This is a genomic window from Nocardioides sp. dk884, from assembly GCF_009557055.1.
Taxonomy (GTDB): domain Bacteria; phylum Actinomycetota; class Actinomycetes; order Propionibacteriales; family Nocardioidaceae; genus Nocardioides.
The window spans coordinates 2,312,684-2,337,754 of sequence record NZ_CP045649.1 but is presented as its reverse complement, the minus strand read 5'-3'; the positions used below and the strand labels follow the sequence as shown (position 1 = coordinate 2,337,754).

Below are 25,071 nucleotides of genomic sequence, written 5' to 3'. Positions count from 1 at the left end.
GGCTGGGCTCATGCAACCGCTCAGCGCGCAGGAGATCCGCGGCTCGTTCGTCAACTGCACCAAGGGCGAGGCCACCCGGCTGCCGCTGCCCAAGGCGATCGCCCCGTCGCGCTGGGAGCAGCTGGACTTCCTCGGCTGGCGCGACGCCGGCGCCCCGGACAGTGCCTACCTGGTCGTCCCGGGCGACAGCGGCCCGGTCGGGCTGGTGCTGCGGATCAGCAACGGCGCCGGGCGCGGCGGGCGCAAGAACATGTGCGCGTTCTGCCTCACCACCCACTCCAGCACCGACATGGCGCTGATGGTTGCGCCCCGCGCCGGCGCCGCCGGACGCGCCGGCAACACCGTCGGCACCTACCTGTGCGCCGACCTGGCCTGCTCGCTCTACGCACGCGGCATCAAGCGCCCCGACCGCGCCCAGCCGCACGAGACGCTCACCCCCGAGCAGCGCGTCGAGCGGCTGTGCGCCAACGTGGACACGTTCGTACGTCGGGTGCTCACGCCGCGCTGACGGTGGTCGCCGCGGGGGCGCGTAGCGCCGAGCGCGCGGGCCCGCGATCGACCGTCTGACCGGGCCGCGGAATGCGGCACAACCGGTCGTGTCAGTGACGTGCCGTGACAAGGAGCCGGTCCGGAGAGCGCCGCCCCCCTGGCGGCACAGAGGGACCCACTCGGTGAGCGGACTTTGTCAGGGCGCGCCGGGCGGGTGTGCGCTGAGGAGCGCGGTGGTGCCACGGTCCTTGATCAGGTGCAACCCGTGCGGTGATCGCCAGAGGTAGGTGGCGGCGTCGATCTTGTCGTAGCGCCAGCCGGTGTGGGTCTTTGCCCGATGGTGTCGCCGGCACAGCGGAGCCAGGTTGCACGAGCACGTCGGCCCGCCGGCGGCGTGGGCGACGACGTGGTCGCAGTCGCAGCGGGTGGCGCGGCGCTCGCACCACGGAAACGCGCACGTCGGCTGGGTGAGACGGGTCTGCTCGACCATGCGGTCAGGGATCGCGTAGGCCTCGGTGTGGTGGTGGGCGTCGAGGTCGATGACCGGCTTGATGACGACCTGCGTCTGCGGGTTGGCGCACCAGTCGCGGACCTGCTCGGTCGACACTATCGACCGGGTCTCCTCGACCTGTGCGACCCCAGCCTCGTCCCGCGAGATCGCCGCGTCGGAGAGGTGCACGTGGATGACGACCCGGCGGGGCTTCACCGCCGACGCGACGCCCTCACCAGCGCTGCCGGCTTCGGCGCGCAGGTCCAAGGCCAGCTGGCGTCGGGCAAGCTCACCGGCCGCCAGCGAGCGGCGTACGTCGAGGGACTCCGCGCAGCCCAGCGCAGCCAGTTCCTCCGCGCCGTGGCCGATCGCTGTGTCGAGGTCCATGGCATCGGCCAGGTCGAGCTCGCCCTCCACCCGGACGGTGCCGTCGTGGGTGGCCTCGCGGGTGTGGACGTCGAAGCGCCGCCGGTCCGCGGCCTCGCGCCGCTGCTTCTCCGCGGCCTCGGGGTCGAACAGCACCCGGGCCTGGTCGACGAGCCGCTCGGTCATCGCCCAGCCGACCTTGCCGACCGTCCCGGCCAGCTGGCGGTCCACGAAGTCGGCTCCCTCGGGCGGGAGCTTCGTCGTGAGCTCGGCGAGCCGGCGGGCCTTCCAGACCGGCACCGCGCCCGCCTTGAGCTGCTTCCAGGTGCGCGGCAGTCGATGCGCCAGCTCGAGCGAAGCCCCCATCAGGCCCCGGGCCGCGTCAGTGGACATGCCCAGCGCGGCTCCCAGCTCCAGGGGTGCGAACTCTGCGACCAGCGGCGTCCCCTCGCCCCCGAGCGGCACCGCGACCTCGGCGAAGAGCCACCCGCCGCTCGAGCCTGTCGAGACCGACTCCTCCGGATGCATCGCCGCCCACAGCAGAGCGCCCTCCAGGACCAGCGCCTCGGCTCGCTGGGCCGCCGCCCGCTGCTCCTGCACGAACGCCAGCACGGCGGCGGGAGAGCCGCTGTCGGGGAGTTCGGGGGAGGCCATGCGTCATTCTAGTCGAACGTGCGTTCGATGACAAGAAGTTTGCCACACGGATGATCCGGGGTGCTCGGGGTAGCGGACGATTCGACCCGCGCAGGTCCGCTGACCCAGTCCGTCAGCGGCCGAACCTCGCCCACCCCTGGGCAGTGACCCCGCCGACCCTCGAGAACTCCCCGCCGACGATGACCGCGTCGGGTGTGGCGGTGATGGCGCGGACGCCCCAGAAGGAGTCCACGGTGGGACGGAAGTCGGGGTCGAGGTCGCCGGTGCTGACCCGGGCGGCGAGCACCTTGAGGTCGGTGTTCCCGCCGAACCCCTCGTGGAATCCGAAGTAGACCCGGTCGCCCTGCACGTCGAGCGCCTGGACGTCGCCCATCGCGGTGTGCCGGAACAGTTGCGCGCCGGCCCTCGCGTCCCAGGCGACCAGTGCGTTGGCGTACTCCCCGGCCGCGACCAGCACCCGGCTGCGGTCCTCCGAGACGTCGACGCCGTACGACGGCGAGACCGACCCGTCGTACGACGGGCCGCGGAGCGCGCCGGTGGTCTTCGCGACGGCGCCGACGCCGCGGCGGGTCGTCCCGCCGACGCGGGCGAAGTCGCCGGCGAGGTAGAGCAGTCGCCCCGCGGCCGCCAGGGAGTGGACCGGGCCGTCCACGGCGGGGCGGAACCGTGGCGAGGCGGCCGGTGGCGCCGCGCACCCGTGCCAGCCGGGGTCTCTCGGCGCCACCGACCGAGGTGAACCAGCCGCCGACGAAGAGCGCCCCGCCCGCCGGCTCGACGGCGAGGACCGGCCCGCCGGCCACGCCGGCACGGAAGGAGCGGTCCACGACGCCCCACTGCGCCCACATCTTCGCCAGCCTCGGACGCGCGACGCCGCTGATGCGGGTGAAGCTGCCGCCGACCCACAGCGACCGGCCGTCGGTGGCCAGGGCGCGGACGGCGCCGTTCGCGTCGGCGCGCCAGCCGGTCAGCAGCGCCCCGGTGCGCAGCGAGAACGCCGCGAGGTTGGCGCGGGGCACCCGGGCCCCCGACGGGCTCACCGCCGCGGAGAAGGTGCCGCCGACGATGACGACGTCGCCCGCGACGGCGGTGGCGAGGACCGGCCCGTCGACGCCCCAGCTCGCCTCGGGGGCGGACGGGTCGGGTGCGGCGTGAGCGGGCCGGGGGAGCAGTGCGGAGAGGGCGAGCGCCAGCACCAGGGTGAGCGCCGCGCACGCGACCTGGCGAGGCGCGGCGTACATGGCGCGAGTATGCGGGGGCCGCGCGAGGAGCGCATCGCCGCAAGTGGGGACCGGCGGGAGCGAAACCGATGCGACCCGCGGGCGCGCTGCTCGATACGATCGGCGTGGACGCCCGGGGGGCGCCCGCATCGTCCTGAGCCGCGAGGCCGACCCGAACCCATGCCGATCCAAGGGAGCACCCACGTGTCCGACAAGAAGATCGTCCTCGTCCGCGCCGACGCGCGTGAGGACCAGACGGTCACGGCGGGCACCAAGGCCTGGCAGCTGTTCACCGAGACCCCCGAGGTCATCGCCGCCCGGGTCAACGGCGAGCTGAAGGACCTCTCCTACGAGCTCGCCGACGGCGACGAGGTCGAGGGTGTCGAGATGTCCTCCAAGGACGGCCGCGACATCCTGCGCCACTCCACCGCGCACGTACTGGCCCAGGCCGTGCAGCAGCTCTACCCGGAGGCCAAGCTCGGCATCGGTCCGCCGGTGACCGACGGGTTCTACTACGACTTCGACGTCGAGACCCCGTTCGTGCCCGAGGACCTGGTCAAGATCGAGTCCGCGATGCGCAAGATCATCAAGGAGAACCAGCGCTTCGAGCGCCGGGTCACCACCGACGCCGATGCGCTCGTCGAGCTCGCCGACGAGCCCTACAAGGTCGAGCTGATCGGCCTCAAGGGCTCGGGCAACGCGGAGAACGCCGCCGAGGGTGCCTCGGCCGAGGTCGGCGCGGGCGAGCTGACGATCTACGACAACATCAACCGCAAGGGCGAGGTGGCCTGGTCCGACCTCTGCCGCGGTCCGCACCTGCCCACCACCAAGCGGATCCCGGCCTTCAAGCTGATGCGCAGCGCCGCGGCGTACTGGCGCGGCGACGAGAAGAACAAGATGCTCCAGCGCATCTACGGCACCGCGTGGGAGTCCAAGGAGGCCCTCGAGGAGCACCTGCACCGCATCGAGGAGGCCGAGCGCCGCGACCACCGCAAGCTGGGTCGCGAGCTCGACCTGTTCAGCTTCCCCGACGAGCTCGGCTCGGGCCTGCCGGTCTTCCACCCCAAGGGCGGCGTGCTCAAGCGGGTCATGGAGGACTATGTCCGGGCCCGCCACATCGAGGAGGGCTTCGAGTACGTCGGCACCCCGCACATCTCCAAGGACGGGCTGTTCCACACCTCGGGGCACCTGCCGCACTACGCCGACACGATGTTCCCGCCGATGGAGTTCGAGGGGTCGAACTACCAGCTCAAGGCGATGAACTGCCCGATGCACAACCTGATCTACAAGAGCCGCGGGCGCTCCTACCGCGAGCTGCCGCTGCGGCTCTTCGAGTTCGGCTCGGTCTACCGCTACGAGAAGTCCGGCGTGATCCACGGCCTGACTCGCGTGCGCGGCTTCGCCCAGGACGACTCGCACTCCTACTGCACCCCTGAGCAGGCGCCCGAGGAGGTCAAGCACCTGCTCAGCTTCATGCTGAGCGTGCTGCGCGACTTCGGTCTCGACGACTTCTACCTCGAGCTGTCCACCCGCGACCCCGAGAGCGACAAGTTCATCGGCACCGAGGAGCAGTGGGCGGTCGCGACCAAGGTGCTCGAGGACGTCGCCAGCGAGACCGGCCTCGACCTGGTCCCCGACCCGGGCGGTGCCGCGTTCTACGGCCCCAAGATCTCGGTGCAGGCCAAGGACGCGATCGGGCGCACCTGGCAGATGGGCACAGTGCAGTACGACTTCAACCAGCCGCACCGCTTCGAGCTCGCCTACCAGGCCGCCGACGGCTCGCGCCAGGAGCCGGTGATGATCCACTCGGCGAAGTTCGGCTCGATCGAACGGTTCATCGGCGTACTGGTGGAGCACTACGCCGGCGCCTTCCCGCCCTGGCTCGCGCCGGTCCAGGCCGTGGCGATCCCGATCGCCGAGCGTCACGACGACTACCTCAAGGACATCGTGGCCCAGCTCAAGGCCGCCGGGCTGCGCGCCGAGGTCGACCTGAGCGACGACCGGATGCAGAAGAAGATCCGCAACGCCCAGCTGCAGAAGGTGCCGTTCATGCTGATCGCCGGCGACGACGACGTGGAGGCGGGCGCCGTGTCGTTCCGCTACCGCGACGGTCGGCAGGACAACGGCGTCCCGGTCGCCGAGGCGATCGCGCGGATCGCGGCGGCCGTCGAGGCGCGCGAGCAGGTCTGAGTCGGCCTCTGCCTCTGGGCTCTGGCTCATCCTCGGGTGGTGCTTTTCGGCGCAATTGCGCGGAAAGGCACCACCCGAGGCGGTTTCTCGGTGCGCGACCCGGCGGTGCGATCACACCAACCCCAACCGCCACATCGCGGCGACGTTTGGTCCCCAACGACAACGATCCGGGCCGTTGGGGTGCCGTTCGTGACCAATCGTTGGCCGGCTGGCGACAAGCTCGGCCTCGGGCCTCGCCTCGGCCTCGGGTGGTGCTTCTCCCCGCAATTGCGCGGAAAAGCACCGCGATCGGCGGATTCCCGGTGCTTTTCCCAGCAATTGCGCAGTTACGCGCAACCCCCCGGCACGCCCCGGACACCCCGCCCCCGCGCACCCCCGGGAGACCTCCTGACTCCCGCCGACCCTCGGGTGAGCGACCTACGCTGGACGCCATGTCGGTGCTCCGCACGATGCTCGCGCTCGTCATGGCGATGGTGCTCCTCCTCAGCTGTGGGAGGGACGGCGACGAGCCGGCGGAGCGCGACGCGGCGGCGTCCAAGGCGCCGTCGCAGGACTCCGGCGCGGACCGCGGCCGGGGCGCCCCGGGTGACGCGAACCGCCCGGATCCGGAGGAGCTGGAATCCCTCGCCAAGCACGCCGAGCAGCAGGCGGTCAGGGAGTCCAAGGCGCGCCGCCCGCTGCTGGGCGCGGACGCCTCCTGGCCGCAGTGCCGCAAGGGGCTGGGCATCCCCTCGCGTCCCACCCAGGGCCAGCCGATGCCGCTGCCGCAGGCCCGGTACGTGATCCTCGGGCTGACCAACGGCCCGGGATTCACCCGCAACCCCTGCCTGCCCTGGCAGGTCCGCTGGGTGCGTCAGCGCGGGATGCTCCTCGGGGCCTACGCCGTGGTCAGCTATCCCTCGAGGGCCCAGCTGGCCAAGCACCGCGACGCAGGGCCGTACGCCGGGGGCACCCGGATCGGCGGGCTGCGCAACGTCGGCTACCAGCAGAGCCGTGCCAACCTCACCACGATGAAGCGCGCCAAGCTCAAGGTCCCCGCGGTGTGGCTCGACGTGGAGCCGGTGACGATCTGGGAGTGGAGCCCGGACCGCCGGGCGAACGCCGCGGTCGTCCAGGGCGCCGCCCGTGCCTACCGCGAGGCGGGCTACAAGATCGGCGTCTACTCGACCGCCCACCTGTGGGAGCTCATCGTCGGCGGCTTCAGCCTCGGGGTGCCCGAGTGGCGCGCGGCGGGGGAGACCTCGCGGGCCGAGGCGCTGAACCGCTGCGGCAAGTCGCACTCCATCCAGGGCGGCCCGGCGGTGCTCAGCCAGTGGGTCGCACTCGACCGCGACCAGAACGTCACCTGCCCCGGGGTCAACGCGCTGCCGTGGTTCGGCAAGCCCTGATCCCGGCGCCCCGTACCGGCCGCCCCGGTGTCGGCGCCTCGCCCTAGGATCGGGTGTCATGAGCCAGTCCGAGGAGACCCTGACCCAGGACGGGATCGGCCGCCCCGACGACCTGGAGCGGCTCTGGACGCCGCACCGGATGGCCTACATCCGCGGCGAGAACAAGCCGAGCGACGCCTCCGTCGGCGAGTGCCCGTTCTGCCGGATCCCGCGCGGGGAGGACGCCGACGGGCTCATCGTGCACCGCGGTGAGCACTCCTTCGTGGTGCTCAACCTCTACCCCTACGCCCCGGGCCACCTGATGGTCTGCCCCTACCGCCACATCGCCGACTACACCCAGACCACCCCCGAGGAGATGGTGGAGATCGGCGAGCTGACCAAGCGCGCGATGACCGTGCTCCGCTCCCGCTCGGGCGCCGAGGGGTTCAACATCGGCATGAACCAGGGCCACATCGCCGGCGCCGGCATCGCCGCGCACCTGCACCAGCACGTCGTCCCGCGCTGGGCCGGCGACCAGAACTTCATGCCCGTCATCGGGCGCACCAAGACCGTGCCGCAGCTGCTCGCCGACACCCGCGCCCTGCTCGCCGAGGCCTGGGACGCGTGAGCGGGGCCGACGACCGGCCCAGCGACCGGCCCAGCGACGCCGAGCTCGCCGTACGCCTGGTGACCGCGGGAGGCCAGCTGGCCCAGCGGATGCGCGCCGAGGGCCTGGACGCCGAGCAGAAGACCTCGGTCTCCGACCTGGTCACCGCCGCCGACCGTGCGGCCGAGCGGGCGATCGTGGACGCCCTCGCCGCCGAGCGACCCGCCGACGGCGTCCTTGGCGAGGAGGGCTCCGTCCACGACGGCACCAGCGGACGCACCTGGGTGATCGACCCCGTCGACGGCACCTACAACTTCGTGGCCGGCCTGGACTGGTGGTGCTCCGCGCTCGCGCTGCGCGACGGCGAGGACCTGCTGCTCGGAGCGGTCCACCACCCCGCGAGCGGGACGACGTACGTCGGCGGACCGGGCCTCCCGGCGACGGCCGACGGCGTGCCGCTGGCGCCGCTGGTCGACCGCCCGCTGGCGCAGTCGTGCCTGGCGACCTACCTGCACCCGCCGTTCCTGGGCACCCCCGTCGAGGACGCCTTCGCCCGCGCCGCCCGCAGGGCCGCCACCCTGCGGATGCTCGGCTCGGGCTCGATGGACGCGATGGCCGTCGCGAGCGGGATGCTGCACGTCGTGTGCCAGCACTCCGTACCGCCGTGGGACGAGCTCCCGGGCGCCGCGATCATCCGTGCGCTCGGTGGGGAGACCCGGCACGTCGAGGCCGCCGGCAAGCGCTGGTACGTCGCGGGCGTGCCCACCGCCGTCGCCGAGGTCTGCGCCGCGCTCACCGAGGGGTAGCCTGCTCGGGCCATGATGGACCATTTCCGCGCTTTCTGGACCAAGATCGTCGCCGCGCCGATCGCCGCCCTCCTCGTCCGGATGGGGGTGAGCCCCGACGCGGTCACGCTGGTCGGCACCCTCGGCGTCTGCGCCGGTGCGCTGGTGTTCTTCCCGCAGGGCAAGCTGCTCACCGGCGTCCTGGTGATCACTGCCTTCGTGTTCAGCGACCTCATCGACGGCACCATGGCCCGCTCGACCGGCCGGGTCAGCAAGTTCGGCGCGTTCTGGGACTCCACCCTGGACCGGATCGCCGACGGCGCGATCTTCATCGGCCTGGCGCTGTACTTCGCCTGGGAGGAGCCCAGCCGGCTCTACCTCGTGCTCTCGCTGGTCTGCCTGCTGATGGGCGCGGTGACCTCCTACGCCCGCTCGCGCGGTGAGACCCTCGGCTACGACGTCAAGGTCGGCATCGCCGAGCGCGCCGACCGCCTGGTCGCGATCCTGGTGATGACCGGCCTCGGCGCGATCTTCGACCAGCCCTGGATGATGTACGCCGCCCTGTGGTTCCTCGCGGTGGCCAGCACGATCACCGTCGGCCAGCGGATCTGGGTGGTCCGCAAGCAGGCCCTGGCCGAGGCCGCCGCCGGCTGAGACCCACGACGCGGGGTGTGCCGTGGTCCTACGATCGCTGCATGTCGCACCCCGAGCAGTCCGCGCCCACGACCGGCACCGGCACCGCTCGCGCCTGCGCCCCCGCGGTCGCGCCGGCTCGCCGAGCGCAGCCGGCCATCGGCGCCTGAGCGGACTGACGGGCCGTGTCCGACCTGGCGGTCGACGTCGCCCGGGTCCTGGGCGTGCTGGTCCTGCTGGCCCTGGCGGCGGGGTGGTTGCGCTGGCTACACCGCCGGCTCGCGGTGGTCACCGGCTGGCCGGTGTGGGCGCGCCGCGCCTCGTTGGTGGTGCTCGGCGGGGGAGCTCTGCTGTGCGCGGCCGCCAACCTCGCCTACCGCACCATCGACCCGGCGCCGTGGCGCCCGCTGGTGTGGCTGGGCCTGGCCTGGTTCGCGCTCGCCTGGTACCTCACCCTCGGCTGTGTGCTGCTCGCCGTCCTCGTGCTGGTGACGAGCCTGGTGCGGGGCCCCGCGGCCGGGCAGTGGATGCTCCGGTGGGGGACACCGGCGGTGGTGCTGGCCACGGTGGCGGTGGTCGCCGTGGGCGCCGTGGTGGCCCAGCGCCCCCACGTCACCTCGTATGAGGTGGTGGACCCGGCGCTGCCGCCGGGCTGGGACGGCACCCGGGTCGTGCTGCTCACCGACCTGCACGTCGGGGCGGTGCGCGGACGGGCCTGGGTGGAGCGAGCGGTCGAGATGGTGAACGCCGAGGACCCCGACCTGGTCGTGCTCGGCGGCGACCTCGTCGACGGTCGCGAGCGGTACACCGGCCCGGACCTGGCGCCGCTGGCCGACCTCGACGCGCCGCTCGGGGTGCTCGCGGTCTCGGGCAACCACGAGATGGAGACCGGCGACGCCGCGGCCTACCTCGAGCGCTGGGAGGACCTGGGCATCACCGTGCTGCGCAACGAGCGGGTGGTGCTCACCCGGGACGGCGACGAGATCAGCGTCGCGGGCATCCACGACGAGGTGGGCACCGGCGACCTGGCACCGGACCCGCGCGCCGCGCTGGCCGGGACCGACCCGGGCGACTTCACGGTGCTGGTCGCGCACGAGCCGCGCCAGCTGGTCGCCGACGCAGGGGTGGACCTCCAGCTGTCCGGGCACACCCACGGGGGCCAGCTGTGGCCGTTCGGCTGGCTGGTGACGCTGCAGCAGCCGACGCTGGCCGGCGTCGACGAGGTCGACGGGGTCACGGTCGTGACCTCGCGGGGCTTCGGCACCTCGGGGCCGCCGGTGCGCACCGGCGCCGCACCGGAGATCACCGTGGTCACGCTCCACGCGGGTTGAGACGTCGTACGGCCGGGGCGCCCACGTGCGTTTCGGGGCACGTCCTACGACGTCGGTCACAGACGCGAGTAGGATCGACAACCGATTCGGCGAGCAGAAGAGGGACGCATGTCTGGGCACTCCAAGTGGGCCACCACCAAGCACAAGAAGGCGGCCATCGACGCCAAGCGCGGCAAGATGTTCGCCAAGCTGATCAAGAACATCGAGGTCGCGGCCCGCATGGGCGGCGGTGACCCCACCGGCAACCCGACGCTGTTCGACGCGATCCAGAAGGCGAAGAAGTCGTCGGTCCCCAACGACAACATCGACCGGGCGGTCAAGCGCGGCTCCGGCGCCGAGGCCGGCGGCGCCGACTACTCCACGATCATGTACGAGGTCTACGGCCCGCAGGGCGTGGCCTTCCTGGTGGAGTGCCTCACCGACAACAAGAACCGCGCCGCGATGGAGGTGCGCACCGCCGTCACCCGCAACGGCGGCACGCTCGCCGACCCCGGCTCGGTCTCGCGCCTGTTCAACCGCAAGGGCGTCGTGATGGTGCCCAAGCACCACGAGGACAGCGAGGTCAGCGAGGACGACATCCTCGAGGCGACCCTCGACGCCGGCGCCGAGGACGTCATCGACCTGGGGGAGTCCTTCCAGGTGCAGTCCGAGGCCACCGACGTGGTCGCGGTCCGCACGGCGCTGCAGGCCGCCGGCATCGAGTACGACTCCGCCGACGTGCAGTTCGTCGCCAGCCTGGAGATCCCGGTGGACGCCGAGGCAGCCGGCAAGGTCTTCCGCCTCGTCGACGCCCTCGAGGACCTCGACGACGTGCAGGACGTCTTCACCAACGTCGACGTCCCCGACGACGTGATGGCCCAGCTGGAGGAGTGAGCCCGCACGCGTGAGGCCCTGCGGGCGTGTCGGTGTCGGCGCGCCCGGGGCGGCCGGATAGCGTGGTCCCCGAACAGACGTTCGAGGAGAGGTTGGTCGTCCATGCGCGTGCTCGGGATCGATCCCGGTCTGACCCGCTGCGGTGTCGGCGTGGTCGAGGGTGAGGTCGGGCGACCGCTCACGCTGATCGACGTCAATGTCGTGCGCACCTCCGCGCACCTCGCGGTCCCGGAGCGGCTGGTGAGCATCGAGAAGGGCATCGACGCCTGGCTCGATGAGCACCGCCCCGACGCGGTGGCGATCGAGCGGGTCTTCGCCCGCTCCGACGTCAGCACCGTCATGGGCACCGCCCAGGCCAGCGGCATCGCGATGGTGTGCGCGGCTCGCCGCGGCCTGCCGGTCGCGCTGCACACCCCCAGCGAGGTCAAGGCCGCGGTCTCGGGCAACGGTCGCGCCGACAAGGCCCAGGTCGGCGCGATGGTCACCCGCATCCTGCGCCTCGACGCGCTGCCCAAGCCTGCCGACGCCGCCGACGCGCTGGCGCTGGCCATCACCCACATCTGGCGCGGCGGGGCGCAGGCGCGCATCGACGCCGCGCTCGCCACGGCCCAGCGCCAGACCCAGCGCCAGGCCCCTGTCCGACCTGCGAGGAGCAGAGCATGATCGCGTTCGTCAGTGGCGAGGTCGCCGCGGTGACCCCCACCAGTGCGGTGCTGGAGGTGGGCGGCATCGGTGTGGAGCTGATCTGCACCCCCGGCACCCTCGCCACCCTGTCGCCGCGGGTGGGCTCGCGGGAGCGGGCCACGCTGTCGGCCAGCATGGTCGTGCGCGAGGACTCCCTCACGCTCTTCGGCTTCCTCGACGACGACGAGAAGGCCGTCTTCGAGCTCGTGCAGACCGCCTCGGGCGTCGGCCCCAAGCTGGCCCAGGCGATCCTCGCGGTGCTGACCCCCGACGACCTGCGCCGCGCGATCGGTTCCGACGACGTCAAGACCCTCACCCGGGTGCCCGGCATCGGCCAGAAGGGCGCCCAGCGGATCATCCTGGAGCTCAAGGACCGCATCGGCGCCCCCGTCGGCGGCCGCGCGGCGGGTGCCGTGCCGGCCGTCGACCCCTGGCGCGAGCAGGTGCTCCAGGGCCTGGTCGGGCTCGGCTGGTCGGCCAAGGACGCCGACCAGGCGGTCGAGGCGGTCGCCCCCGAGGCCGGTCCCAGCCCCGACGTGGCGACCCTGCTGCGCTCGGCCCTGCGCGCCCTGAGCAAGGCCTGAGGCCGTGCCGTTCCACGAGGACGAGCTCGAGGAGGCCGAGCACAGCCACCTGCGCTCGCTGACCACCGCCGAGGCCGATGGTGACGAGCGGGCGATCGAGGCCGCGCTGCGCCCGCGCACCCTCGACGAGGTCGTCGGCCAGACCCGGGTCCGCGACCAGCTCGGCCTGGTGCTCGAGGCCGCCCGCCAGCGCGGGCGCGCCCCCGACCACGTGCTGCTCTCCGGTCCGCCCGGGCTCGGCAAGACCACGCTGGCGATGATCGTGGCCGCGGAGATGTCCGCGCCGCTGCGCCTGACCAGCGGCCCGGCGATCACCCACGCCGGCGACCTCGCCGCGATCCTGTCCGGGATGAACGAGGGCGACGTGCTGTTCGTCGACGAGATCCACCGCATGTCCCGGCCGGCCGAGGAGATGCTCTACATGGCGATGGAGGACTTCCGCGTCGACGTCGTCATCGGCAAGGGCCCGGGCGCGACGGCGATCCCGCTGGAGATCCCCCCGTTCACCCTGGTCGGCGCGACCACCCGCGCCGGCCTGCTGCCCGGTCCGCTGCGCGACCGGTTCGGCTTCACCGCCCACCTGGAGTTCTACGAGCCCCACGAGCTGGACCGGATCGTGCACCGCTCCGCCGGGCTCCTCGACGTACGACTGGAGGCGGAGGGGGCCGCGGAGATCGCCTCGCGCTCGCGCGGCACGCCCCGCATCGCCAACCGGCTGCTGCGCCGGGTGCGCGACTATGCCGAGGTGCGCGCCGACGGGCTGGTGACCCTCGAGGTCGCCCGCGCCGCGCTCGACCTCTACGAGGTCGACGCGCTGGGCCTGGACCGGCTCGACCGCGCGGTCCTCGACGTCCTGTGCCGGCGTTTCGGCGGCGGGCCGGTCGGCGTCTCGACGCTGGCGGTGGCCGTGGGGGAGGAGCGCGAGACCGTCGAGGAGGTCGCCGAGCCCTTCCTGGTGCGCATGGGTTTCCTGGCCCGCACGCCCCGCGGCCGGGTCGCCACGGCGGGTGCTTGGCGGCACCTGGGTCTCGCCGCACCCGCCCACCTGGGCGACGTACCGTTGCCGGAGGAGTGAGGCACGCGCCGAACTGGTGTGTCCCGCTTCCGCAGGGATGCCCCCGGGCCGGCGACGCCACCGTTACACTTTGCCGTCGGCCCCGCGCGCCCCTCCGCGACCGCGGGCCCCCTCCCACACTCGTTCGAGAGGTTTCGTCTTGGAGTTTCTGCCCATCGTCGCGGTCGCGCTGATCTTCTGGCTCCTGATCATCCGCCCGGCCAGCCGGCGCCAGAAGGAGCTCTCGCGCATGCAGGGATCTCTCACGGTGGGTGACGAGGTGATGCTGACGTCCGGCATCCTCGGCACCGTCGAGGAGCTCGCCGACGATCACATCCTGGTCCAGGTCGCCGACGGCGTGTGCGTCAAGGTCGTCCGCGGCGCGATCGGCTCGATCATGCAGCCCGCCGCCCGCGAGGAAGGGCCCGTCGAGGACGGGCCGGAGGAGAACTGACATGGCTCGGCCCATGAACCGTCCCGGCCGCGTGCTGGTGACGTTCTTCGCGACGATCGCGATCCTCTTCGGGTTGGTGGCCATCGGCGGCGACTGGAAGCCCGCGCTCGGCCTCGACCTGCAGGGCGGCACCCGCATCACGCTGACCGCCGAGGGTGATCCCGAGGAGGGCAGCCTCGAGGAGGCCCGCGGCATCATCGACCGCCGCGTCAACGGCTCCGGTGTCGCCGAGGCCGACGTGACCACCCAGAGCGGTCAGTACGTCCAGGTCGAGATCCCCGGTGACACCCGCCGCGACCTCGTCGAGGTCGTCCAGCGCCAGGCGCAGCTGCGCTTCCGCCTGGTCGGCTGCAGCGAGCTCGACGGCCTCTGCGGCACCCAGGACCCGGTCATCCAGCAGACCCCGCAGGACCCGACCGCCGGTGACCAGCAGGGCAACCAGCAGCCCGGTAACAAGCAGCAGAACAAGGGCAACCAGCAGAACCAGGCGCCCAAGAACCGTCCCGCCACCGGCTTCGCGACCGATGACTCCGCGACCCCGAAGCCGGAGCCCGCAGCGCCCAGCGAGGAGGCCAGCGAGGCCCCCGGTGGCGGCGCCAGTGCGCCCGCGAGCGAGACGCCGGAGCCGAAGGACGAGACCGAGCGGGTCCAGCAGCTGCTGAACTGGCAGAACAACCCGCCGGCCGCCGACGTACAGGCCTACAACGCCTTCACCTGCCCGCCCGGCAACGACCCGGACGCACTGATCCCCGTCGATGACGTGGCCGACAAGCCGCTGGTCACCTGCGGCTGGGTCGAGGGCGAGAACGAGGGCGAGGGCTCGTGGGTCAAGTTCCTGCTCAGCGCCACCGTCGTCGAGGGCACCGAGCTCAAGTCCGCCTCGGCCGGGATCCCGCCGGACAGCGTGGGCTGGGCCGTGCAGCTCGAGATCGGCGGCCAGGGCGAGGACGCCTTCGAGCAGATCTCCCGCGCCCTCGTGCAGAGCGACCGGCAGTTCGCCATCGTCCTGGACGGTCAGGTCATCTCGTTTCCCGGCTTCACCAGCCCGATCACCAACGGTCAGGCCCAGATCACCGGTGACTTCAGCGAGACCGAGGCCAACGACCTCGCGACCAGCCTGAAGTTCGGCGCGCTGCCGATCTCCTTCGAGGACGACGCGACCGTCGAGACCATCGGCCCCTCGCTCGCCGGCAACCAGCTCACCGCCGGCATCTGGGCGGGCGCCATCGGCCTGCTCCTGGTGATGCTCTACTGCCTCTTCTACTACCGCGGCCTGGGCATCGTCGTGCTGGCCTCGCTGGTGGTGGCGGCTGCGATCACCTACGCCCTGGTGCTGCTCCTGGCCAAGACGGCCGGGTTCACGCTCACCCTCCCTGGCATCGCCGGGCTGATCATCGCCGTCGGTGTCACCGCGGACTCCTTCATCCTGCTCTTCGAGCGCATCCGCGATGAGATGCGCGAGGGCAAGTCGATGCGGGTCGCGGTGGAGAGCGGCTGGCGCCGGGCCCGGGTCACGCGGCTCGCGGCCAACACGGTCTCGCTGCTCTCGGCCCTGGTGCTCTACATCTTCGCGACGGGCGCGGTGAAGGGCTTCGGCTTCGCGCTCGGCCTGTCCACGCTCATCGACCTCGCCGTGCTGTTCTGGTTCACCCGCCCGATGGTGGTCCTGCTCTCGCGGTACAGGTTCTTCAACGGCGGCGGCCGCTGGTCCGGGCTCAGCCCCGAGACTCTCGGGGTCGACCGCGTCCCGGTAGGAGGCAAGGCCTGATGGGCAAGTTCTCACGGCTCGGCAACGACCTCTACACAGGTCGTCGCTCGCTCGACTTCGTCGGGCGCCGTCCCCTCTGGTACGGCGTGTCGATCCTGCTGGTCGCCCTGGCGATCGCCGCGGTGCTCGTCAAGGGGCTCAACTTCGGTGTCGAGTTCACCGGCGGCACCCAGTACAAGGCCTCGCTCACCCAGAGCGTGTCCCAGGACGACGCCGACGCCGTACGCGACGCGATCGCCGATGCCGAGATCGAGGGCGCGGAGTCGCCCTCCGTCGTCACCGCCGGGTCCGACTCGCTCACGATCAAGGTCAGCGAGCTCGACCCGGAGGCCACCGAGCAGATCGCGGACATCGTTGGTGACACCGTCGATCTGTCCTCGGCCATCTCCATCGAGGAGATCGGCGCCAGCTGGGGTCAGGAGGTCGCCGAGCGCGCCCTCCTGGGCGTCGGGGTGTTCCTGGTCCTGGTCATGCTCTTCATCTGGGGCTACTTCCGCGAGTGGAAGATGTCGGTCGCCGCGCTGGTCGCGCTGGTCCACGACATCATCCTGACCGTCGGCGTCTACGCCCTGTCGGGCTTCCAGGTGACGCCGTCCGCGGTCACGGGTCTGCTCGCGATCCTCGGCTTCTCCCTCTACGACACCGTCGTCGTCTTCGACAAGGTCCGCGAGAACACCCACGGGCTGCGGCGTACCGGCCAGACCTACGCCGACGCCACCAACCTCGCGGTCAACCAGACCCTGGTCCGCTCGATCAACACCAGCATCGTGGCGCTGATCCCGATCGGCGCGATCTTGTGGGTCAGCGCGGTCCAGCTGGGTGCGAGCTCGCTGCAGGACCTCGCCCTCGCGCAGTTCGTCGGCACCGCCGTCGGCGTCTACTCCTCCGTGGTGCTGGCGCCGCGCCTGCTGGTGCAGCTGAAGTCGCGTGAGTCCGAGGTGCAGACGGCCGACCGCCGCGCCCGCGCGGCCGCGAAGCGCAACGTCGACCCGTACGCCTCGGTCCCGGCCTTCGTCGAGGACATGCCCGTCCACGACGAGCCCGGGATGGCGCTCGGCGACCCGGACGACGAGGACGACGCGCCCCGCCCCGCGGCCCAGGCGCCGCGTCCCGCGATGGGTGCCACCGGGCGTGGCCGCGTGGTCCCGAAGCCGAAGAGCGAGACCCGCTCGACCGGCGCCTCGGGTCGGGCCCAGCCGGCCCGGCAGCCGCGATCCAAGCGGGGGCGCAAGTGAGCAGCACCACCGAGGAGCGGATGGCGGCGGCCAGGGAGGCGATGACGCGCCTGGTGCGCGACATCCACGACTTCCCCGAGCCGGGCATCGTCTTCAAGGACATCATGCCGCTGCTCGCCGACCACGACGGGTTCCACGCGGTCGTCACCGCGCTCGCCGAGAGCGGACGCGACGAGAACGGCGAGGTCGTCGTCGACAAGGTGATCGGCATGGAGGCCCGCGGCTTCCTGGTCGGTGCCCCGGTGGCGCTCGCCCTGGGCGCCGGGTTCGCGCCGGTGCGCAAGGCCGGCAAGCTGCCCGGCCCGACCCACGCGGTGACCTACGACCTCGAGTACGGCACGGCCACCTTGGAGATGCACCAGGACGCCATCACGCCGGGCGACCGGGTGCTGCTCGTGGACGACGTGCTGGCCACCGGCGGCACCGCCCGCGCGACGGCCGACCTGGTGCGCCGCTGCGGCGGCACCGTCGTCGGTGTCGCGGTGCTGATGGAGCTCGGCTTCCTCTCCGGCCGCGCCCAGCTGGACGGCCTGCCGGTCGACAGCCTGGCCGTGGTGTGACGGACCTAGACTGACCACGTGACCGAGGACCGCACGACCCCGCCGCGCCGAGAGCGGGCCCCGGAGCGCTCCGAGGGTGCTCCGACGGCCCGCAGCATGCGCGCCCGCCTGGCGCGGATGGGCACCCGCAACCAGACGGCCAACCCGGTCCTGGAGCCGCTGTTCCGCGCCGTACGCGCGAATCATCCGAAGGCCGACCTGGCGCTGATCGAGCGGGCCTACAAGACCGCCGAGGCCCAGCACGGCGCGCAGATGCGCAAGAGCGGTGACCCCTACATCACCCACCCGCTCGCGGTCACCACGATCCTGGCCGGCATCGGCATGACCGAGCCGACCCTGGTCGCCTCGCTGCTGCACGACACGGTCGAGGACACGCCGTACACCCTCGACCAGCTGCGCGCGGACTTCGGCGAGGAGGTGGCGCGCCTGGTCGACGGCGTGACCAAGCTCGACAAGGTCCAGTACGGCGAGACCGCCGAGGCCGAGACGATCCGCAAGATGATCGTCGCGATGTCGCGCGACATCCGGGTGCTGGTCATCAAGCTCGCGGACCGCCTGCACAACATGCGGACCCTGCGCTACGTCAAGCAGGAGACCCAGGAGCGCAAGGCCCGCGAGACCCTCGACATCTACGCGCCGCTGGCCCACCGCCTCGGCATGAACACGATCAAGTGGGAGCTGGAGGACCTCGCGTTTGCGACCCTGCACCCCAAGATCTACGACGAGATCGTGCGTCTGGTCGCCGAGCGGGCGCCCTCGCGCGATCAGTTCCTGGCCGAGGTGATCAAGCAGGTCGAGCACGACCTGCGCGAGGCGAAGATCAAGGCGACCGTCACCGGGCGCCCGAAGCACTACTACTCGATCTATCAGAAGATGATCGTCGGGGGCCGCGACTTCTCCGACATCTACGACCTGGTCGGCATCCGGATCCTCGTCGAGGACGACCGTGACTGCTACAGCGTCCTCGGCGTACTGCACTCGCGCTGGAACCCGGTCCTGGGCCGGTTCAAGGACTACGTCGCGATGCCGAAGTTCAACATGTACCAGTCGCTGCACACCACCGTGATCGGCCCGCAGGGCAAGCCGGTGGAGCTGCAGATCCGCACCTATGCGATGCACCGGCGTGCGGAGTACGGCGTGGCGGCGCACTGGAAGTACAAGGAGAACAACCGCGCCGGCGTCGACACCGACCGTGCCGGCGACATGGACGACATGACCTGGGTGCGCACCCTGCTCGACTGGCAGAGCGAGGTCGAGGACCCGGGGGAGTTCCTGGAGTCGCTGCGCTTCGAGATGAACCGCGCGGAGGTCTACGTCTTCACCCCGCGCGGCGACGTGATGGCGCTGCCGGCCGGCGCGACGCCGGTGGACTTCGCCTACGCCGTGCACACCGAGGTCGGGCACCACACGATCGGCGCACGGGTCAACGGGCGCCTGGTGCCGCTGGAGTCGACCCTCGACAACGGCGACGTGGTGGAGGTCTTCACCTCCAAGTCGGCCAACGCCGGCCCCTCGCGTGACTGGCTGACCTTCGTGAAGTCGCCGCGGGCGCGCTCGAAGATCCGCCAGTGGTTCACCAAGGAGCGCCGCGAGGAGGCGATCGAGCGCGGCAAGGAGCAGATCGCCAAGCTCATGCGCAAGGAGGGGCTGCCCCTCAAGCGGCTGATGTCGCACGAGTCGCTGACCCTGGCCGCCGCGCACTTCAACATCGCCGACGTCTCCGCGCTGTACGCCGCGGTCGGCGAGGGCAACCTGTCGGCCCAGGCGGTCGTCAAGCGCGTCATCGAGGAGCACGGCGGCAACGACGGGGCCCAGGAGGACCTCGCCGAGGCCGTCACGATCACCGGGCGGCGCAGTCGTCCGCAGGTCGCCGGCGGCAGCCACGCGGGCGTCATCGTCAAGGGCACCTCGGAGGTGTGGGTCAAGCTCGCCAAGTGCTGCACCCCGGTGCCGCCCGACGAGATCCTCGGCTTCGTCACCAAGGGCGGGGGCGTCTCGGTGCACCGCACCGACTGCACCAACGCCTCGGCGCTCCAGGCGCAGCCGGAGAAGCTCGTCGAGGTCGAGTGGGCACCCACCTCGGACTCGACGTTCCTGGTCAACATCCAGGTCGAGGCGCTGGACCGGGCCCGGCTACTGTCCGACATCACCATGGCGCTCTCGGACGCCCACGTGAACATCCTCAGCGCCAGCCTCTCCACCACCCACGACCGGGTCGCGAAGAGCCGGTTCAGCTTCGAGATGGCCGAGGCCAAGCACCTCGACGACGTGATCAAGGCGGTCCGCGGCGTACCCGGCGTCTTCGACGCCTACCGCGTCACCCAGTAGCCCCGCCCTTCCCGCGAGTCGGCGCCAATGGTTGCGCGAGTCGGCGCCAGTGGTGCGCCGAGTCGGCGCTGGTGGCGGCGTACGTCTCGACTCGAGTGGTCAGAACTCTCGATTCGACCGTCACAACTCTCGATTCAACGACGGAACCCCCGACCCTCAGGGCCGGGGGTTCTTTCGTCGAGGGGGTCAGCCGGAGTAGTCGGCGCTGGCGCGGCGGGCCATCTCCAGGAAGGACTGGCGCGAGGCGAGGTTCTCCTCGAGGTCGCGGACCTTCTTGTCCTGCCCGGCGCTGCGTGCCTTCTCCAGGTCGGCCTCGACCTGGGCGATGGCGGCCTCGAGCTTGGAGACGAGGTCCTCGGCACGCGCGGACTTCTCCGGGTCCGAACGGCGCCACTGCTCGTCCTCGACGGCGCGCAGGGCCTGCTCGACCTTGCGGAAGCGACCCTCGAGGTCCTTCATCCGGTCGCGCGGCACCTTGCCGGCAGCGTCCCAGCGGTCGGCGAGGTCGCGGAAGGCCCGCTTGGCGGCGTCGAGGTCCTGGATCGGGAGCAGCTGCTCGGCCTCGACCAGCAGCTCCTCCTTGACGACGGCGTTGGCGGCGAACTCCTCGTCGAGCGCGGCGTTCGCGGCGTCACGAGCGCCGAAGAAGTGGTCCTGCGCGGCGCGGAACCGCTTCCACAGGGCGTCGTCGACGTCCTTGGGCGCGGGGCCGGCGGCCTTCCAGTCGCGCATCAGGTCGCGGTAGCGGCCCGCGGTGAGACCCCAGTCGGTGGAGTCCTGCACCGCCTCGGCCTCCACGACCAGGCGCTCCTTGATCGCCCGGGCGCTCTCGCGCTTCTCGTTCTGCTCGGCGAAGTGCGCCTTGCGCCGCCGGGTGTACGCCGTGCGCGCGGTCGAGAACCGTCGCCACAGGGCGTCATCGGAGCTGCGGTCGATGCGCGGCAGCGCCTTCCACTCCTCGAGCAGGTCGCGCAGCCGGTTCGCACCATTGCGCCAGTCGCTGCTCTCGGCGAGACGCTCGGCCTCGACGACGACCTTCTCCTTGGCCGCGCGGGTCTCGGCCGCCTTCTGCGCCTTCTCCTTGCGGCGGACCTCGCGCTGCGCGGCGATCACCGGCCCGAGGGCGTCCAGGCGCGCGCCGAGCGTGGCGAGGTCGCCGACGGCGTTGGCGTCGGTGACCTGGGCACGGACGGTCTTCACCGACTCGACCGCCTCCTCGGGGGAGAGCACGCCGGACTGCACGCGCTTCTCGAGGAGCTCGACCTCGAAGGCGAGCGCGGCGTAGCGCTCGGTGAAGAACGCCAGGGCCTCCTCCGGGGTGCCCTCGGGGTACTGACCGACCGACCGCTCGCCGTCGGCGGTCCTGACGTAGACGGTGCCGTCGTCGTCGACGCGGCCCCACTCATGGCTCGTCACTGGTGTTCCTCTTCGCTGGTGTCGGACACGCAGGCGCCATGCTAGTCGTCACAGCCACCTTGCGGGGCCCCTCGGTCGTGGCCGAACAGCCGATGAGGCGCGGATGCGCCTGCCTCGATAGTGTGGCGGGGTGTTGATCGCCGGCTTCCCCGCGGGTCCGTGGGGCACGAACTGCTATGTCGCCGCGACCGGTCCCGGCACCGAGTGCGTGGTCATCGACCCGGGCAAGGACGCCGCCGACGGCGTGGCGGAGGTCGTGCGCGAGCACCGCCTCAAGCCCGTCGCGGTGCTGGTCACCCACGGCCACGTCGACCACATGTGGTGCGTCGCCCCGGTCGCGGGCACCTACGACGCCACCGCGTGGATCCATCCCTCGGACCGCCACCTGCTCACCGACCCGATGGCGGGCATGTCGCGCGAGACCACCCAGATGCTGCTGGGTGCCAAGCACGAGTGGGCCGAGCCCGACGACGTGCGCGAGCTCGGCGACGGCCAGGAGCTCGAGCTGGCCGGACTGCGCTTCGTGGTCGACCACACCCCGGGACACACCCAGGGCTCGGTCACCTTCCGCACGCCGTACGACGCGCAGCCGGAGATCTCCGAGGTGATGTTCTCCGGGGACCTGCTCTTCGCGGGCTCCATCGGGCGCACCGACCTGCCCGGCGGCGATCACCCCACCATCCTGCGCAGCCTCGCCGACAAGGTGCTGACCCTGCCCGACGACATCGTCGTGCTGCCGGGTCATGGCGAGCAGACGTCCATCGGTCGCGAGCGTGCGACCAACCCCTACCTGCGCGACCTCCTCGAGAGTGGCGACGCGGGACGAGTCACCCGAGGTCTGTGAACAGATGTCCGACACCCTCTCGGCGCCCAAGGGCGTCCCGGAGTACCTCCCGCCCGAGTCCGGCGCCTGGCTCGCCGTGCGCGAGGCGCTCACCCGACCCGCCGTCCTGGCCGGCTACGGCTACATCGAGCTGCCGATCTTCGAGGACACCGCGCTCTACGTGCGCGGCGTGGGCGAGTCCACCGACGTGGTCTCCAAGGAGATGTACACCTTCACCGATCGCGGTGACCGCTCCCTGACGCTGCGTCCCGAGGGCACCGCCGGCGTGATGCGCAGCGTCATCGAGCACCGCCTCGACCGCGGCCAGCTGCCGGTGAAGCTCTGGTACACCGGCCCGTTCTTCCGCGCCGAGCGTCCCCAGCACGGCCGCTACCGCCAGCTGCAGCAGTTCGGCGTGGAGGCGATCGGCTCCGACGACCCCGCGCTCGACGCCGAGGTCGTCTCCATCGCCGACGAGGGCTACCGCTCGCTCGGCCTGACCGGCTACCGGCTGGAGCTCACGTCGCTGGGCTGTCGGGAGTGCCGCCCGCCGTACCGCGAGACGCTGGTGGCCTTCCTCGAGGGCCTCGACCTCGACGAGGCGACCCGCGAGCGCGCCCGGATCAACCCGCTGCGCGTGCTCGACGACAAGCGCCCCGAGGTGATCGCCCAGCTCGCCGATGCCCCGCTCATGCTCGACCACCTGTGCGAGGCCTGCGCCGAGCACTTCGCCGCCGTACGCCGCCTGCTCGACGGGCACGGCACCCGCTACGTCGTGAACCCGCGCATGGTGCGCGGGCTGGACTACTACACGCGCACCACCTTCGAGTTCGTCCACGACGGCCTCGGCGCCCAGTCGGGCATCGGCGGCGGCGGGCGCTACGACGGCCTGATGGCCGACCTCGGCGGCCAGGAGCTCTCCGGCATCGGCTTCGGCCTGGGCCTGGACCGCACCTACCTCGCCTGCCAGGCCGAGGGCCTCCAGGTCGGCCCGCCCTCCGCGCTCGACGTGTACGTCGTCCCGCTCGGCGCCGCGGGACGCACCGCGGCCCCGGCGCTGGTTGCCCAGCTGCGCCGCGCCGGGCTGCGCACCGACCAGGTGTTCGGCGAGCGCGGCCTCAAGGGCGCGATGAAGTCCGCTGACCGCTCCGGCGCCCCCGCCGTGGTGGTCCTCGGCGAGCGCGACCTCGAGGCCGGGGTCGCGCAGGTCAAGACCATGGCGAGCGGGGAGCAGGTCGCCGTACCGCTCGCCGAGCTCGTCACCCACCTCACCCAGCAGCACCACACCAAGGAGTCCCTCTCGTGATCCGCACCCATGACGCCGGCGCCCTGCGCGCCGAGCACGTCGGCCAGACCGTCACCCTCGCCGGGTGGGTGGCGCGCCGTCGCGATCACGGGGGCGTGGCGTTCCTCGACCTGCGTGAGGCCAGCGGCGTCGTCCAGGTGGTCGTCCGCGACGAGGCGGTCGCCCACAGCCTGCGCAACGAGTACTGCCTCAAGATCACCGGCGAGGTGACCGCCCGCCTGGCCGGCAACGAGAACCCCAACCTCGCGACCGGCGAGATCGAGGTCGTCGCCACCGACGTCGAGGTGCTCAGCACCGCCGCGCCGCTGCCGTTCCCGATCGACGACGCGGCGAGCTCCAAGGGCGGCGAGGTGGGGGAGGAGACCCGCCTCAAGTACCGCTACCTCGACCTGCGCCGCAGCGAGCCGAACCGGATCCTGCGCCTGCGCAGCAAGATCAACAAGGCCGCCCGCGACGTGCTCGACCGCCACGACTTCGTCGAGATCGAGACCCCGACGCTGACCCGCTCCACCCCCGAGGGCGCCCGCGACTTCCTGGTGCCGGCTCGCCTGCACCCGGGCAGCTGGTACGCCCTGCCGCAGAGCCCGCAGCTGTTCAAGCAGCTGCTGATGGTCGGCGGCATGGAGCGCTACTACCAGATCGCGCGCTGCTACCGCGACGAGGACTTCCGCGCCGACCGCCAGCCGGAGTTCACCCAGCTCGACATCGAGATGAGCTTCGTGGACCAGGACGACGTCATCGCGCTGATGGAGGAGGTCCTCGCGGCGATCTGGGCCCTGGAGGGCCACGAGATCCCGCGACCGATCCCGCGGATCACCTACGCCGACGCGATGGCTCGCTTCGGTTCCGACAAGCCGGACCTGCGGATGGGCCAGGAGCTCGTCGATTGCACGGCGTACTTCGCCGACACGACGTTCCGCGTCTTCCAGGCGCCGTACGTCGGGGCCGTGGTCATGCCCGGCGGCGCCAGCCAGCCGCGCCGGCAGTTCGACGCCTGGCAGGAGTGGGCCAAGCAGCGCGGTGCCAAGGGCCTCGCCTACGTCACGATCTCCGCCGAGGGCGAGCTCGGCGGGCCGGTGGCCAAGAACCTCTCCGAGGAGGAGAAGGCCGGCCTGGCCGCCCACACCGGCGCCCAGCCGGGCGACTGCATCTTCTTCGCCGCCGGCACCCCCAAGTCCAGCCGGGCGCTCCTGGGCGCCGCGCGCCTGGAGATCGGCCAGCGCTGCGGGCTCATCGACGAGAGCCAGTTCGCCTTCACCTGGGTCGTCGACGCGCCGCTGTTCGAGCCCGCCGACGACGCGGTCGCCAGCGGTGACGTGGCCGTCGGCGCGGGCGCCTGGACGGCTGTGCACCATGCGTTCACCAGCCCGAAGCCGGAGTTCCTCGACAACCTCGAGGCCGACCCGGGTGCGGCGCTGGCCTTCGCCTACGACATCGTCTGCAACGGGTCCGAGCTGGGCGGCGGCTCCATCCGTATCCACCGCGAGGACGTGCAGAAGCGCGTCTTCGAGGTGATGGGCATCGGCCCGGAGGAGGCCCAGGAGAAGTTCGGCTTCCTCCTCGACGCCTTCAAGTTCGGCGCGCCGCCGCACGGCGGCATCGCGGTCGGCATGGACCGGATCGTGGCGATCCTGTCGGGTGCGGACTCGATCCGCGACGTGATCGCGTTCCCGAAGTCCGGAGCGGGATTCGACCCGTTGACCGCGGCCCCGGCCCCGATCACGCCGCAGCAGCGCAAGGAGGCCGGGGTGGACGCCGCCCCGGCGAAGGAAGTCCCGGCCGGGGGCTGATCCGCCGCAGACTCGCCCGCTGGTCGAGACCAGATCGTTACTCGCGGGTGATCATCGTGGCAGAGCA

General features: G+C 71.9%; 23 protein-coding genes. 20 read left to right on the top strand and 3 right to left on the bottom strand.

The window, feature by feature from the left end; translation table 11 throughout:
* Window positions 1-10: 10 nt before the first annotated feature.
* A complete protein-coding gene (locus tag GFH29_RS11305) occupies window positions 11-508 on the top strand; it encodes an FBP domain-containing protein (RefSeq protein WP_153323698.1) in 498 nt (165 codons plus the stop codon).
* Window positions 509-685: 177 nt separating this feature from the next.
* On the opposite strand, the gene GFH29_RS11300 is transcribed toward GFH29_RS11305, so the two are convergent.
* On the bottom strand, window positions 686-1,999 hold the full coding sequence (locus GFH29_RS11300) for an HNH endonuclease signature motif containing protein (protein ID WP_153323696.1): 1,314 nt from the start codon (window positions 1,997-1,999) through the stop codon (window positions 686-688).
* 112 nt (window positions 2,000-2,111) lie between these two features.
* Window positions 2,112-2,651, bottom strand: a complete 540-nt coding sequence (locus tag GFH29_RS11295) for a hypothetical protein (protein WP_153323694.1) — start codon at window positions 2,649-2,651, stop codon at window positions 2,112-2,114.
* Window positions 2,652-2,731: 80 nt separating this feature from the next.
* Here GFH29_RS11295 and GFH29_RS11290 point away from each other — a divergent pair, with 80 nt between their 5' ends.
* The 16 genes from GFH29_RS11290 (at window position 2,732) to GFH29_RS11215 (ending at window position 19,669) form a co-directional block, all read left to right on the top strand.
* The gene (locus tag GFH29_RS11290; RefSeq protein WP_153323693.1) at window positions 2,732-3,151 is read left to right on the top strand and encodes a hypothetical protein; all 420 of its coding nucleotides are present in this window, start codon (window positions 2,732-2,734) and stop codon (window positions 3,149-3,151) included.
* Between the two features lie 269 nt (window positions 3,152-3,420).
* On the top strand, window positions 3,421-5,406 hold the full coding sequence (gene thrS, locus GFH29_RS11285; protein WP_153323691.1) for a threonine--tRNA ligase: 1,986 nt from the start codon (window positions 3,421-3,423) through the stop codon (window positions 5,404-5,406).
* A 431-nt stretch (window positions 5,407-5,837) separates the two neighbouring features.
* On the top strand, window positions 5,838-6,794 hold the full coding sequence (locus tag GFH29_RS11280) for a hypothetical protein (protein WP_153323689.1): 957 nt from the start codon (window positions 5,838-5,840) through the stop codon (window positions 6,792-6,794).
* Between the two features lie 58 nt (window positions 6,795-6,852).
* Window positions 6,853-7,401: an HIT family protein gene (locus GFH29_RS11275; RefSeq protein WP_153323687.1), complete on the top strand. Its 549-nt coding sequence runs from the start codon at window positions 6,853-6,855 to the stop codon at window positions 7,399-7,401.
* A complete protein-coding gene (locus GFH29_RS11270) occupies window positions 7,398-8,186 on the top strand; it encodes an inositol monophosphatase family protein (RefSeq protein WP_153323686.1) in 789 nt (262 codons plus the stop codon). The genes GFH29_RS11275 and GFH29_RS11270 overlap by 4 nt, the downstream gene beginning before the upstream one ends.
* Window positions 8,187-8,198: 12 nt before the next feature.
* Window positions 8,199-8,819 carry a phosphatidylinositol phosphate synthase gene (pgsA, locus tag GFH29_RS11265; protein ID WP_153323684.1) on the top strand — a complete coding sequence of 207 codons (621 nt, stop codon included), beginning with the start codon at window positions 8,199-8,201 and terminating at the stop codon, window positions 8,817-8,819.
* Window positions 8,820-8,983: 164 nt separating this feature from the next.
* Window positions 8,984-10,129: a metallophosphoesterase gene (locus tag GFH29_RS11260; protein WP_153323682.1), complete on the top strand. Its 1,146-nt coding sequence runs from the start codon at window positions 8,984-8,986 to the stop codon at window positions 10,127-10,129.
* Between the two features lie 108 nt (window positions 10,130-10,237).
* Complete coding sequence (locus GFH29_RS11255) at window positions 10,238-11,002, top strand: YebC/PmpR family DNA-binding transcriptional regulator (RefSeq protein ID WP_153323680.1); 765 nt, start codon at window positions 10,238-10,240, stop codon at window positions 11,000-11,002.
* A gap of 102 nt (window positions 11,003-11,104) precedes the next feature.
* The gene (gene ruvC / locus GFH29_RS11250) at window positions 11,105-11,665 is read left to right on the top strand and encodes a crossover junction endodeoxyribonuclease RuvC (protein ID WP_153323678.1); all 561 of its coding nucleotides are present in this window, start codon (window positions 11,105-11,107) and stop codon (window positions 11,663-11,665) included.
* Window positions 11,662-12,270: a Holliday junction branch migration protein RuvA gene (gene ruvA, locus GFH29_RS11245; protein WP_153323676.1), complete on the top strand. Its 609-nt coding sequence runs from the start codon at window positions 11,662-11,664 to the stop codon at window positions 12,268-12,270. The genes ruvC and ruvA overlap by 4 nt, the downstream gene beginning before the upstream one ends.
* Window positions 12,271-12,274: 4 nt before the next feature.
* The gene (ruvB, locus tag GFH29_RS11240; protein WP_153323674.1) at window positions 12,275-13,345 is read left to right on the top strand and encodes a Holliday junction branch migration DNA helicase RuvB; all 1,071 of its coding nucleotides are present in this window, start codon (window positions 12,275-12,277) and stop codon (window positions 13,343-13,345) included.
* A gap of 139 nt (window positions 13,346-13,484) precedes the next feature.
* Window positions 13,485-13,778 carry a preprotein translocase subunit YajC gene (gene yajC / locus GFH29_RS11235; protein ID WP_228392073.1) on the top strand — a complete coding sequence of 98 codons (294 nt, stop codon included), beginning with the start codon at window positions 13,485-13,487 and terminating at the stop codon, window positions 13,776-13,778.
* 1 nt (window position 13,779) lies between these two features.
* Window positions 13,780-15,546 carry a protein translocase subunit SecD gene (gene secD / locus GFH29_RS11230; protein WP_153323670.1) on the top strand — a complete coding sequence of 589 codons (1,767 nt, stop codon included), beginning with the start codon at window positions 13,780-13,782 and terminating at the stop codon, window positions 15,544-15,546.
* Window positions 15,546-16,781, top strand: coding sequence for a protein translocase subunit SecF (secF, locus tag GFH29_RS11225; RefSeq protein ID WP_153323668.1), 1,236 nt, complete (start codon window positions 15,546-15,548; stop codon window positions 16,779-16,781). Before secD ends, secF begins: the two co-directional genes overlap by 1 nt.
* Window positions 16,782-16,801: 20 nt before the next feature.
* Window positions 16,802-17,341: an adenine phosphoribosyltransferase gene (locus tag GFH29_RS11220; protein ID WP_153325756.1), complete on the top strand. Its 540-nt coding sequence runs from the start codon at window positions 16,802-16,804 to the stop codon at window positions 17,339-17,341.
* A gap of 96 nt (window positions 17,342-17,437) precedes the next feature.
* Window positions 17,438-19,669, top strand: a complete 2,232-nt coding sequence (locus tag GFH29_RS11215) for a RelA/SpoT family protein (protein WP_153325755.1) — start codon at window positions 17,438-17,440, stop codon at window positions 19,667-19,669.
* A 186-nt stretch (window positions 19,670-19,855) separates the two neighbouring features.
* On the opposite strand, the gene GFH29_RS11210 is transcribed toward GFH29_RS11215, so the two are convergent.
* Window positions 19,856-21,085 (bottom strand): DUF349 domain-containing protein, encoded by a 1,230-nt coding sequence (locus GFH29_RS11210; RefSeq protein ID WP_153323666.1) that lies wholly within the window; start codon window positions 21,083-21,085, stop codon window positions 19,856-19,858.
* 130 nt (window positions 21,086-21,215) lie between these two features.
* Here GFH29_RS11210 and GFH29_RS11205 point away from each other — a divergent pair, with 130 nt between their 5' ends.
* From GFH29_RS11205 to aspS, 3 genes are read left to right on the top strand one after another with little or no spacing between them, the layout of a single operon-like run.
* Window positions 21,216-21,929, top strand: coding sequence for an MBL fold metallo-hydrolase (locus GFH29_RS11205; protein ID WP_153323664.1), 714 nt, complete (start codon window positions 21,216-21,218; stop codon window positions 21,927-21,929).
* A 4-nt stretch (window positions 21,930-21,933) separates the two neighbouring features.
* Window positions 21,934-23,214, top strand: a complete 1,281-nt coding sequence (gene hisS / locus GFH29_RS11200) for a histidine--tRNA ligase (RefSeq protein ID WP_153323662.1) — start codon at window positions 21,934-21,936, stop codon at window positions 23,212-23,214.
* Window positions 23,211-25,004, top strand: coding sequence for an aspartate--tRNA ligase (gene aspS, locus GFH29_RS11195; protein WP_153323660.1), 1,794 nt, complete (start codon window positions 23,211-23,213; stop codon window positions 25,002-25,004). Before hisS ends, aspS begins: the two co-directional genes overlap by 4 nt.
* Window positions 25,005-25,071: the final 67 nt, after the last annotated feature.